At 53.3% G+C, this 11351-nt stretch carries 10 protein-coding genes and 1 pseudogene; 7 read left to right on the forward strand and 4 right to left on the reverse strand.

Annotated elements, in window-relative coordinates; translation table 11 throughout:
* The first annotated feature begins 312 nt into the window (after nt 1–312).
* From OKC27_RS21605 to OKC27_RS21635, 7 genes and pseudogenes are all read left to right on the forward strand, one after another.
* Nucleotides 313–945 carry a type B-3 chloramphenicol O-acetyltransferase CatB3 gene (locus tag OKC27_RS21605; protein WP_000186237.1) on the forward strand — a complete coding sequence of 211 codons (633 nt, stop codon included), beginning with the start codon at nt 313–315 and terminating at the stop codon, nt 943–945.
* 84 nt (nt 946–1029) lie between these two features.
* Nucleotides 1030–1482 (forward strand): NAD(+)--rifampin ADP-ribosyltransferase Arr-3, encoded by a 453-nt coding sequence (locus OKC27_RS21610; protein WP_001749986.1) that lies wholly within the window; start codon nt 1030–1032, stop codon nt 1480–1482.
* A 222-nt stretch (nt 1483–1704) separates the two neighbouring features.
* Nucleotides 1705–2052 (forward strand): quaternary ammonium compound efflux SMR transporter QacE delta 1, encoded by a 348-nt coding sequence (locus OKC27_RS21615; RefSeq protein ID WP_000679427.1) that lies wholly within the window; start codon nt 1705–1707, stop codon nt 2050–2052.
* Nucleotides 2046–2885, forward strand: coding sequence for a sulfonamide-resistant dihydropteroate synthase Sul1 (gene sul1 / locus OKC27_RS21620; protein ID WP_000259031.1), 840 nt, complete (start codon nt 2046–2048; stop codon nt 2883–2885). Before OKC27_RS21615 ends, sul1 begins: the two co-directional genes overlap by 7 nt.
* A gap of 404 nt (nt 2886–3289) precedes the next feature.
* Entirely contained in the window at nt 3290–4831 is a 1542-nt protein-coding gene (locus OKC27_RS21625; protein WP_000050481.1) for an IS91-like element ISCR1 family transposase, read from the forward strand.
* Nucleotides 4832–5188: 357 nt separating this feature from the next.
* On the forward strand, nt 5189–6337 hold the full coding sequence (gene blaMOX, locus OKC27_RS21630; RefSeq protein WP_257749372.1) for a CMY-1/MOX family class C beta-lactamase: 1149 nt from the start codon (nt 5189–5191) through the stop codon (nt 6335–6337).
* Between the two features lie 292 nt (nt 6338–6629).
* Nucleotides 6630–7415: pseudogene (locus OKC27_RS21635) on the forward strand (MFS transporter); the annotation flags it as partial.
* Between the two features lie 183 nt (nt 7416–7598).
* Here OKC27_RS21635 and OKC27_RS21640 read toward each other — a convergent pair.
* From OKC27_RS21640 to OKC27_RS21655, 4 genes are read right to left on the reverse strand one after another with little or no spacing between them, the layout of a single operon-like run.
* Nucleotides 7599–7940, reverse strand: a complete 342-nt coding sequence (locus tag OKC27_RS21640; RefSeq protein WP_011918360.1) for a hypothetical protein — start codon at nt 7938–7940, stop codon at nt 7599–7601.
* Between the two features lie 9 nt (nt 7941–7949).
* Nucleotides 7950–8921 (reverse strand): ExeA family protein, encoded by a 972-nt coding sequence (locus tag OKC27_RS21645; protein ID WP_011790475.1) that lies wholly within the window; start codon nt 8919–8921, stop codon nt 7950–7952.
* Entirely contained in the window at nt 8911–10551 is a 1641-nt protein-coding gene (locus OKC27_RS21650) for a DDE-type integrase/transposase/recombinase (RefSeq protein WP_167313644.1), read from the reverse strand. The genes OKC27_RS21645 and OKC27_RS21650 overlap by 11 nt, the downstream gene beginning before the upstream one ends.
* Before the next feature lie 25 nt (nt 10552–10576).
* Nucleotides 10577–11167, reverse strand: a complete 591-nt coding sequence (locus tag OKC27_RS21655; RefSeq protein ID WP_011790473.1) for a recombinase family protein — start codon at nt 11165–11167, stop codon at nt 10577–10579.
* Nucleotides 11168–11351 lie beyond the last annotated feature (184 nt).

Consider the following 11351-nt stretch of genomic DNA (forward strand, 5'->3'; position numbering starts at 1 on the left):
AAAGTAAACTGGATGGCTTTCTTGCCGCCAAGGATCTGATGGCGCAGGGGATCAAGATCTGATCAAGAGACAGGTTTTTGTGTCCGCACTTACAGGAAACTTGGGGTCGAATTTAACATCAAGCATAAAAGCCAAGAAAAATGCGATCACCATTCTAAACACACTAAATTTATAAAAAATCTAATGGCAAAATCGCCCAACCCTTCAATCAAGTCGGGACGGCCAAAAGCAAGCTTTTGGCTCCCCTCGCTGGCGCTCGGCGCCCCTTATTTCAAACGTTAGACGGCAAAGTCACAGACCGCGGGATCTCTTATGACCAACTACTTTGATAGCCCCTTCAAAGGCAAGCTGCTTTCTGAGCAAGTGAAGAACCCCAATATCAAAGTTGGGCGGTACAGCTATTACTCTGGCTACTATCATGGGCACTCATTCGATGACTGCGCACGGTATCTGTTTCCGGACCGTGATGACGTTGATAAGTTGATCATCGGTAGTTTCTGCTCTATCGGGAGTGGGGCTTCCTTTATCATGGCTGGCAATCAGGGGCATCGGTACGACTGGGCATCATCTTTCCCGTTCTTTTATATGCAGGAAGAACCTGCATTCTCAAGCGCACTCGATGCCTTCCAAAAAGCAGGTAATACTGTCATTGGCAATGACGTTTGGATCGGCTCTGAGGCAATGGTCATGCCCGGAATCAAGATCGGGCACGGTGCGGTGATAGGCAGCCGCTCGTTGGTGACAAAAGATGTGGAGCCTTACGCTATCGTTGGCGGCAATCCCGCTAAGAAGATTAAGAAACGCTTCACCGATGAGGAAATTTCATTGCTTCTGGAGATGGAGTGGTGGAATTGGTCACTGGAGAAGATCAAAGCGGCAATGCCCATGCTGTGCTCGTCTAATATTGTTGGCCTGCACAAGTATTGGCTCGAGTTTGCCGTCTAACAATTCAATCAAGCCGATGCCGCTTCGCGGCACGGCTTATTTCAGGCGTTATGCAGCCAAATCCCAACAATTAAGGGTCTTAAAATGGTAAAAGATTGGATTCCCATCTCTCATGATAATTACAAGCAGGTGCAAGGACCGTTCTATCATGGAACCAAAGCCAATTTGGCGATTGGTGACTTGCTAACCACAGGGTTCATCTCTCATTTCGAGGACGGTCGTATTCTTAAGCACATCTACTTTTCAGCCTTGATGGAGCCAGCAGTTTGGGGAGCTGAACTTGCTATGTCACTGTCTGGCCTCGAGGGTCGCGGCTACATATACATAGTTGAGCCAACAGGACCGTTCGAAGACGATCCGAATCTTACGAACAAAAGATTTCCCGGTAATCCAACACAGTCCTATAGAACCTGCGAACCCTTGAGAATTGTTGGCGTTGTTGAAGACTGGGAGGGGCATCCTGTTGAATTAATAAGGGGAATGTTGGATTCGTTGGAGGACTTAAAGCGCCGTGGTTTACACGTCATTGAAGACTAGTCCTTTGCATAACAAAGCCATCAAACCGGACGCCAGAGATTCCGCGCCTGTTGCGCATGGCTTCGCCATTTTATGCGCAATAGGCGCGCCACCCTGTCGCCGTTTATGGCGGCGTTAGATGCACTAAGCACATAATTGCTCACAGCCAAACTATCAGGTCAAGTCTGCTTTTATTATTTTTAAGCGTGCATAATAAGCCCTACACAAATTGGGAGATATATCATGAAAGGCTGGCTTTTTCTTGTTATCGCAATAGTTGGCGAAGTAATCGCAACATCCGCATTAAAATCTAGCGAGGGCTTTACTAAGCTTGCCCCTTCCGCCGTTGTCATAATCGGTTATGGCATCGCATTTTATTTTCTTTCTCTGGTTCTGAAATCCATCCCTGTCGGTGTTGCTTATGCAGTCTGGTCGGGACTCGGCGTCGTCATAATTACAGCCATTGCCTGGTTGCTTCATGGGCAAAAGCTTGATGCGTGGGGCTTTGTAGGTATGGGGCTCATAATTGCTGCCTTTTTGCTCGCCCGATCCCCATCGTGGAAGTCGCTGCGGAGGCCGACGCCATGGTGACGGTGTTCGGCATTCTGAATCTCACCGAGGACTCCTTCTTCGATGAGAGCCGGCGGCTAGACCCCGCCGGCGCTGTCACCGCGGCGATCGAAATGCTGCGAGTCGGATCAGACGTCGTGGATGTCGGACCGGCCGCCAGCCATCCGGACGCGAGGCCTGTATCGCCGGCCGATGAGATCAGACGTATTGCGCCGCTCTTAGACGCCCTGTCCGATCAGATGCACCGTGTTTCAATCGACAGCTTCCAACCGGAAACCCAGCGCTATGCGCTCAAGCGCGGCGTGGGCTACCTGAACGATATCCAAGGATTTCCTGACCCTGCGCTCTATCCCGATATTGCTGAGGCGGACTGCAGGCTGGTGGTTATGCACTCAGCGCAGCGGGATGGCATCGCCACCCGCACCGGTCACCTTCGACCCGAAGACGCGCTCGACGAGATTGTGCGGTTCTTCGAGGCGCGGGTTTCCGCCTTGCGACGGAGCGGGGTCGCTGCCGACCGGCTCATCCTCGATCCGGGGATGGGATTTTTCTTGAGCCCCGCACCGGAAACATCGCTGCACGTGCTGTCGAACCTTCAAAAGCTGAAGTCGGCGTTGGGGCTTCCGCTATTGGTCTCGGTGTCGCGGAAATCCTTCTTGGGCGCCACCGTTGGCCTTCCTGTAAAGGATCTGGGTCCAGCGAGCCTTGCGGCGGAACTTCACGCGATCGGCAATGGCGCTGACTACGTCCGCACCCACGCGCCTGGAGATCTGCGAAGCGCAATCACCTTCTCGGAAACCCTCGCGAAATTTCGCAGTCGCGACGCCAGAGACCGAGGGTTAGATCATGCCTAGCATTCACCTTCCGGCCGCCCGCTAAATATCTCCTTTTGGGTTGTTAATAAAACATCCAATAAGTTGACTGTGCGTGAAAAAGAAAGTTTTGTGTGATGGCGTTGAAGATCGCACCGTTAAGCTCTTATGTGGGATGGTGCAGAGCTCGACGACTACCGATAAAACGCAACCGCCGCAAACAGACAAGAAAAAGCCCCAACTGATAACAGTTGGGGCTTCAGTATTGTGATTGGTGGAGCAATAGCACCCTGAACCCAAAACCTTCTCGCTCAACCGGTAGTGGCTGATAACAACTCGTGAGGGCTATTGCGGGTTAAGCATTTAGCGATGTCTAGGGCCAGACTGGACGTCTGAACGCAAGCCGCTGATACTGTACATAACCACAGTATCAGCGGAGGATACCCATGTCGCTGGCAAGGAACGCCACGGCGAGTCAATCGCCCACTCAAACAAACGGTTACGAACGCCACCAACCCGACCAGACGCTGCTCTACCAGCTGGTTGAGCAGCACTACCCAGCCTTCAAAGCCTCACTCGAAGCCCAAGGTCAACACCTGCCTCGCTACATCCAACAAGAATTCAACGACCTCCTCCAATGTGGCCGTCTGGAGTATGGTTTCATGCGGGTTCGCTGCGAGGATTGTCATCACGAGCGTCTGGTCGCCTTCAGCTGTAAACGACGCGGCTTTTGCCCTAGCTGCGGTGCCCGCCGGATGGCCGAGAGTGCGGCGCTGCTGATAGACGAAGTCTTCCCCAAGGAGCCCATTCGCCAGTGGGTGCTCAGCTTTCCTTTCCAGCTACGCTTTTTGCTGGCTCGCCATCCCCAGCTGATGGGCCAGGTCTTGAGTATCGTCTATCGTACACTCTCAACTCATCTGATCAAAAAAGCCGGTTACACCAAAGCCTCTGCACAAACTGGCTCAGTGACTCTTATCCAACGCTTTGGCTCCGCGCTAAATCTCAATGTCCACTACCACATGCTGTTTCTCGATGGTGTCTATGCCGAAGATGACTATGGCAAGCAACGCTTCCATCGTGTCAAGGCACCCACTTACGATGAGCTGAATACGCTCGCTCACACCCTCAGCCATCGCATCGCTCGCTGCATGGAAAAGCGTGGGATTTTGGAGCGTGATGCCGAGAATACGTGGTTGACACTGGAAGAGGGCGAAGACGATACGCTGACTCAATTACATGGTGCTTCGGTTACGTATCGCATTGCCGTCGGCCCCCAGCAAGGGCGCAAAGTCTTCACCCTGCAAACCTTGCCAGGGCGTGAGGATAAAGCCGACTCAAGCAGTCGAGTAGCCAACCATGCTGGTTTCTCGCTACACGCCGGTGTGATGGCCGAAGCGCATCAGCGGGATAAGCTTGAGCGCTTGTGTCGCTACATTAGTCGGCCAGCGGTTTCAGAAAAACGTCTGGCATTAACCGCCAATGGGCAGGTGCGTTACGAGCTCAAAACTCCGTACCGCAATGGCACCACCCATGTGATCTTCGAGCCGCTGGACTTCATCGCCAAACTCGCTGCGTTGGTACCTAAGCCGCGAGTCAACCTCACACGCTTCCACGGCGTCTTTGCACCGAACAGCAAACACCGAGTTCAAGTAACACCCGCCAAGCGGGGCAAGAAGCCCGACAAATCGGAAGGTCTCGATACTAACTGGCGTGACAAGAGTCCTGCAGAGCGCCACCGCGCCATGACCTGGATGCAACGCCTCAAGCGAGTCTTCAATATTGATATTGAAGTCTGCGAACACTGCGGCGGTCACGTCAAAGTGATTGCCAGCATCGAAGATCCGAAGGTCATTGAGCAGATTCTCAAGCATCTGAAACAGAAAACAGCCAAGGCGAATGCCGCCAAGCAGCGTGAGCTGCCACCAGAACGAGCGCCGCCACTGACTCCCAGCCTGTTCGATCCATCACAGAGTCGTCTCTTTGACTGACGACCCCAAATCCAACACTGCTCAACACTGCCAACTTTTAAACGGGGCGGTGGGGCAGTTTGTATCTCTCGAGCTATCAGGCTAGAGATTTTACCGCCAAATCGAACCTTATTAGAGCGGTTTAGGCTGGACCGGCAGTTAAAATTGGGGCTTGAGCGGTAAACGAGTGAGGGAATTTCAGGTAAGATACTTCGGATGAGGAGCAAAAAGGTGGTTTATACTTCCTATACCCAAAAGAGGGGGCGGCTTCACACAGACTTCACAGAGCCTCATCGGCAGCACACCTTGCGGGGCTATGCTGGGCTCATCAGTCGCCGCCATGGCGATACCTTGCTAACGACAGTCAGGAGACATGCAATGCAACAACGACAATCCATCCTGTGGGGGGCCGTGGCCACCCTGATGTGGGCCGGTCTGGCCCATGCAGGTGAGACTTCACCGATCGATCCCCTGCGCCCCGTGGTGGATGCCAGCATCCGGCCGCTGCTCAAGGAGCACAGGATCCCGGGCATGGCGGTGGCCGTGCTCAAGGATGGCAAGGCCCACTATTTCAACTACGGTGTGGCCGATCGGGAGCGCGCAGTCGGTGTCAGCGAGCAGACCCTGTTCGAGATAGGCTCCGTGAGCAAGCCCCTGACCGCGACCCTAGGAGCCTATGCGGTGGTCAAGGGAGCGATGCAACTGGATGACAAGGCGAGCCGGCACGCCCCCTGGCTCAAGGGATCCGCCTTTGACAGCATCACCATGGGGGAGCTGGCTACCTACAGCGCGGGCGGCTTGCCGCTGCAATTCCCCGAGGAGGTGGATTCGCTCGAGAAGATGCAGGCCTACTACCGCCAGTGGACCCCAGCCTACTCGCCGGGTTCCCATCGCCAGTACTCTAACCCCAGCATAGGGCTGTTCGGCCACCTGGCGGCGAGCAGCCTGAAGCAGCCGTTTGCCCAGTTGATGGAGCAGACGCTCCTGCCGGGGCTTGGCCTGCACCACACCTATGTCAATGTGCCGAAGCAGGCCATGGCGAGTTATGCCTATGGCTATTCGAAAGAGGACAAGCCCATCAGGGTCAGCCCCGGCATGCTGGCGGACGAGGCCTACGGCATCAAGACCAGCTCGGCGGATCTGCTGCGCTTTGTGAAGGCCAACATCAGCGGGGTTGATGACAAGGCGTTGCAGCAGGCCATCTCCCTGACCCACAAAGGGCACTACTCGGTAGGCGGGATGACCCAGGGACTGGGTTGGGAGAGTTACGCCTATCCCGTCAGCGAGCAGACATTGCTGGCGGGCAATTCGGCCAAGGTGATCCTCGAAGCCAATCCGACGGCGGCGCCCCGGGAGTCGGGGAGCCAGATGCTCTTCAACAAGACCGGCTCGAGCAGCGGCTTCGGCGCCTATGTGGCCTTCGTGCCGGCCAAAGGGATCGGCATCGTCATGCTGGCCAACCGCAACTATCCTATCCCGGCCAGGGTGAAAGCGGCCCACGCCATCCTGACGCAACTGGCCAGGTAATGGTGCGCCGTCGCTGAGCCTTGAGGGCACGTCGCATCGCGGCGTGCCCGTTACCTCGGACCCGACCCCTCAAGGGCGACCTGGCAGGGGGCGGGTCGATGAGCATGCCAATCCGGACCTCTCCTGCGGGAGATGTCCGGATTGGCATCCACCGAGTGCCATCTCGTCACTAGGCCCCGGCAGGCCGCCCGCTCTATAGTGCCCGGCATCTTCCTCTGCTTTTGCAGGATTGAGTTGTCAATCTCGCTGACAGCGCACCTGTGATGGTGAAACCTGCTGCTATGGAGCCTTCATGGGTATGTTTCTGCTGTGTACTTTTCTGATGATCATCCTCTATCCCCTCGGGATCGATCTCTATCTGGTGGCCGTCCCCCGCATTGCGCAAACCCTGCAGGGGAGCGAGGCGCAGATCCACACCGCTTTTTCCATCTATCTGCTGGGCATGGCGGCTACCGTGCTGCCGGGGGGCATGCTGGCGGATCGCCATGGCAGGCGCCCCGTGGTGCTGGGGGGCGCCCTCATCTTCGTGGTCGCCTCCCTGGTGGCGGCGGAGGCAACCGGCATCGCCCAGTTTTATCTGGGGCGTTTCTGGCAAGGGGTGGGCGCTGGAGCGCTCTACATCATGACCTTCACCGTGCTGCGGGATGTGCTGAGCCAGGCGCGCCTCGCGATGGCCCTCTCCCTCATCAATGGCGTGATCTGCGTCATTCCGGTGCTGGCTCCCGTACTCGGTTATCTCATCCTGTCGCACTTCGAGTGGCGCGGCATCTTCGTGGGCATGGCGCTGGTGGCCGCCATCAGTGCCCTGGTCAACCTGCGACTGCTCAAGGAGACCCGCCCCGCCCGCCAGCCTGCGGGAGCATCGCCGCTGGCCCTGCTGGGCATGGCCCCCTTCATGCAGCGCGCCTTGCTGACCAGCGCCAGCGTGACCGCCATCCTGGTCTATGTGAGCGTCTCGCCCCTCGTCCTGATGACCACGTTCGGCCTGTCTCCCGAGCAGTACACCCGGCTGATGATGGCGATGGCCGGGGTGAGCATGTCCGCTTCCTTCCTGACCCCCTTGCTGCTGCGCTTGCTGAATTTTCTTGAACGAATGAATAGCTACCTGTAGTGGCTCGCAAACATAATCCCGCAAGCTTGATTACATCCGGTTTTCCCGACTCAGATTAATTGATAATAAGCCAAGTGCTCGGCTCACAATCAGTGCCAATGAGATTTGCCGCTGTGCCATCGGGCTTGAATTCATCTAGCTAGGCTCACATTAGGTACCAACAAATGACTTGAGTTGCGTAAGTACGGTTTTCGTCATAATGTCCATTTCTAACAGTCTCTCCAGCGTATCCATGACCATCACTTCGTTTTCAGGTTGAATGTCTTCTGCAAGCCACCGCTCACATTGCTGCTGAAATAAACTCAGCGAACCCAGCTGTTCCTGGTAAGCTCTTTCCGTTCTGATTAGCTCACAGGCCGAAAACAAAAATGGATTACCCTTTGCTTTCTCCAGGTTGAGGGTCTGCTGTTGGGTACTGCTGTGCACTTCCTCAACCATTTGAACAAGTAAAGGCAGCATGCTAATCGGCTGCCACTGTATCTTTTCAGACATAAAGTTCCTTTAAATGGGCAGCCCAGCTTCCCGCAAGTCCTGCGTAATTTCTTTGACCCGATTAGCATCCAACTCACCTTTAAAAAATTTCCGAAGCTCAGCCGGTTTGTAATGAAACTGATCCACCAGTACTTTTTCGCTGTAGCCATGCCGGATAAGACGTGGCTCTATATCATTGATCCGTCTGGACAGGGTTAAATCCAACACGTCAACCGTGATAGGTTTCACACCCACATTAAAACCTTCTTCCAATGCCAGCGATAAGTGTTGCTCAATTTGCAATGGTGTCGTCAATCGCTCTACCAGGTAGTCGATGGCCTGTTCCTCGATGACATCTGTGGGTTTGGTTTTATCATCTGTGCAATTGTCCAGCAGCCAGTACACGTACTCGCGCAAGTTGCCCTGCATAGCATCTAATGACACGACAATGGTCCGATAACCTACTTCTTCCATCGTTGGGCCTTTTAAGTCATTTTTTAGCTTTGGATGACCGGCTAATAAAATTGACAGTTTGCCACCACCGTCTCTGATCACTTCCATCAACCGTTTTAATCCCGTCAGCGTACGATGATGCAAATCATGGGCTTCGTCCACTAACAGCACCACTGGCTTTTTGACATCCTGAATTAAGTCGCGTAATTCACGTTCCCGCTTCTCGCCGAGTTTGGGTACCCGATAGTCTTTATCTCCGCTGACATCATAAAACAGAGCGGTGATCAGCGTTCCAAGATTGGTCTTTGTCTTCTCGACAGACAACGATTTTGCAACAATGACTTTTTTCTCTTTCGCCAGTAAGTCTTGCAGTCGTGATAATGTCGTGGTTTTACCGCTGCCGACTACACCGGATAATGCAATCAGCTGCCCCTCAGGGATCACCTTTTTGAGCTGATTAAAGATCCGCCGCTGGTGCTCAGTTTCGAAATAGTCCGCGTCCCGAAAATACTTAATAATGCCGTAGTGCTCCATGACTTCAAGTTGCATGAGTGCTATCTCCTTTTGGATGGAAGTACGATTTCAGTCGTGCCATGACAACGGATTTTTCCAATGTTTCATCCAAAATGGCTTCTATAAAGTCCCGATCTGTTTGGCTTAACAGCGCCAGTGGCTTACCGAGATAGTCTGCGATGGCGAGCTTTGCTTTGAGTACACTTGAGTAGCTCAGGTCGTTATAAGGATCAGGGTCTGCAAACGGTTTATCCGCAATAACATTCACGGTTTTAAGCATCGTTTTGAGGATGGCCACATTTTGCTCGTCCCCAATATCCCGCAAGCTCAGCGACTTTGCCAAAGTTTCTAATTTATCTAATTTTTTCTCAGCCTGAGTCTTTTTAAATTTCCGGTACCGGTAGAGAGGAATAGGACCGCTGACTGGAAGATATGCTCCGTACCGCTTGCCTTCATGTTCAACAAATAGTTCGTCGTCAAACAGCCCCCACCAGAGTACAACCCGTTCACCGGCAAGTTCCGGACTGATTTCATAAACGGTGCCATCGACGCTGATCCTGGCATCAATGCCGACAGTACGTTGCTCCGGTTCTCTGGCAAATGCACAAAATCGCTCCCAGCTGCACATGCTTTGAATACCAGAAGGCGGAATATTGAGTTGCCAGTCCTCCATGCGGGAATGAGTCTCTAAACGGTGCGAGTGGTCGTTATATTGCTTTAGGTATTCCCGCAGCATGTCATTGGCTTCGACCTCATTTTTGGGTTCCCGCAGGTGATAGAGCACTTCATGGCATTCTTTGACTGTCCGAAAGGCTCGCTCGACTTTGCCTTTTGAACGGGCAGTTTTGCGCCTGTCAGTGGCGCTTGCAGGTTCATGGACTTTCAGCTCAACGCCCAAAAATACCATGACATTGCGAAATACACGGCTTTTAGCGATGGGACCATTATCCAGATAGATGGTTTTCGGGATACCACGGAATGGAAACTCGCTGTCAGACTTCGCACTCATGGCATTGAACAAAAACAGTAAGGCCGCTGGCGTATCCTCGCCATAGACGTTCCGATATTCCTGATAGCAAACCCCGCTGCGGTCATCGACCACGCTGTAGAGCATCAGCAGCGGCCTGCCTTTTTGTGGATCAAACCAGAGCGGTTCCTGCACATGCTTCAAATCAGATGGGCTTAGATCGAATTGCCAGCATTCATTGCTATATGTGGCTTGGAACCGGACCGCAGGCGTATCTCTGAGTACTTGTTTCGGATTAAAACCCCATTGCTGCAGGTAACGATTGACGGTTGCTTTGTTCAATCGTCCAACCGGCACTTTGATGAACCCATAATCCGAGCCAACACCTGTGCGCTCCAGCAGTGCAATCGCATTGGCTGTTGAAAGATGACGGCCATTTTTATTCATCGTACGGATCTTCAGCGCCGCAATGATTTCGCAATACTGTTCCAGTTCAGCCTGCGGAATGGCTCTGGGTTTACCCGCATCGCTGCGGCGGATGGATTTTGGCTGGTACAAATTGCGTAAGTGTCGGTACAAGGAACTTTCTGAAATGCCGTAGAGGGCTGTGGCCTGTGCAATGATGTCACGTCGCTGAGCACAGCGCGGCGGTAAGCCTTCCAATCGATGGTAGAGATCAATCAAAACTTCCTGTGCAATGCCGCGCTTCGCTGAGTTCATGGCATCACCTGAGCCCAACACTGCCAATACCAACTCCCTGAAGTCGTAGGTATTTATAAAGAGTGGTCTTGGAGATATTGAGCTGTGCGGCAATTTGCTGCGCACTGAGACTGCCTTGCTTGTATAATGCTTCTGCCGCTATTGCCACATTTTGGGCGTCTTTGCTAAGTCCTGCTGGTCGCCCTCCGTTGCGTCCGCGTGCCCGAGCCGAAGCCAATCCTGCTTTTGTGCGCTCCCTAATCAAATCCCGTTCAAATTCAGCGATGGAGGCAAACACATTCGTGATGAGACGCCCTTGTGGCGTGGTGGTATCCACTGGGTCGTTAAGACTGCGAAGGCCAATCTGCTGTTCGGTCAATTGGTTCATCAAATGCACCAAATGCTGTAACGACCGTCCGAGCCGGTCCAGTTTATATACCACGATGATGTCGCCAGCTCTGAGCTGACCAAGTAAATCATCAAGGCCAGGTCTTTTGGTTTTTGCGCCGGAAGCGATATCTCTAAAAACACGTTCACAACCGGCGTTTTTGAGCGCGTCTTCCTGCAGGTCAAAACTTTGCCCTTTGGTGCTGATCCGGCAGTACCCAAAAATCATCAGATAACCCTGAATCGTTCATTTAATTGAATGAAAGAGTATGGTTCTGAACGCTGATTTCATCAACCAGTTAACTGAACGGTTTTTTGAGAATTTTTTTCAGGGTTGCTGTCGTTTTCAGAAGACGGCTGCACTGAACGTCAGAAGCCGACTGCACTATAGCAGCGGAGGGGTTGGATCCATC

Origin of the sequence: Aeromonas sp. QDB62, from assembly GCF_027705695.1 — a bacterium.
Taxonomy (GTDB): domain Bacteria; phylum Pseudomonadota; class Gammaproteobacteria; order Enterobacterales; family Aeromonadaceae; genus Aeromonas; species Aeromonas allosaccharophila.

Excerpts from the sequence above, each read along its gene's own strand:
- OKC27_RS21610 (WP_001749986.1), top strand. The coding sequence starts at position 1,030 with ATGGTAAAAGATTGGATTCCCATCTCTCATGATAATTACAAGCAGGTG.
- OKC27_RS21625 (WP_000050481.1), top strand. The coding sequence starts at position 3,290 with ATGTCGCTGGCAAGGAACGCCACGGCGAGTCAATCGCCCACTCAAACA.
- blaMOX (WP_257749372.1), top strand. The coding sequence starts at position 5,189 with ATGCAACAACGACAATCCATCCTGTGGGGGGCCGTGGCCACCCTGATG.
- OKC27_RS21615 (WP_000679427.1), top strand. The coding sequence starts at position 1,705 with ATGAAAGGCTGGCTTTTTCTTGTTATCGCAATAGTTGGCGAAGTAATC.
- OKC27_RS21655 (WP_011790473.1), bottom strand. The coding sequence starts at position 11,167 with ATGATTTTTGGGTACTGCCGGATCAGCACCAAAGGGCAAAGTTTTGAC.
- OKC27_RS21645 (WP_011790475.1), bottom strand. The coding sequence starts at position 8,921 with ATGCAACTTGAAGTCATGGAGCACTACGGCATTATTAAGTATTTTCGG.
- sul1 (WP_000259031.1), top strand. The coding sequence starts at position 2,046 with ATGGTGACGGTGTTCGGCATTCTGAATCTCACCGAGGACTCCTTCTTC.
- OKC27_RS21605 (WP_000186237.1), top strand. The coding sequence starts at position 313 with ATGACCAACTACTTTGATAGCCCCTTCAAAGGCAAGCTGCTTTCTGAG.
- OKC27_RS21640 (WP_011918360.1), bottom strand. The coding sequence starts at position 7,940 with ATGTCTGAAAAGATACAGTGGCAGCCGATTAGCATGCTGCCTTTACTT.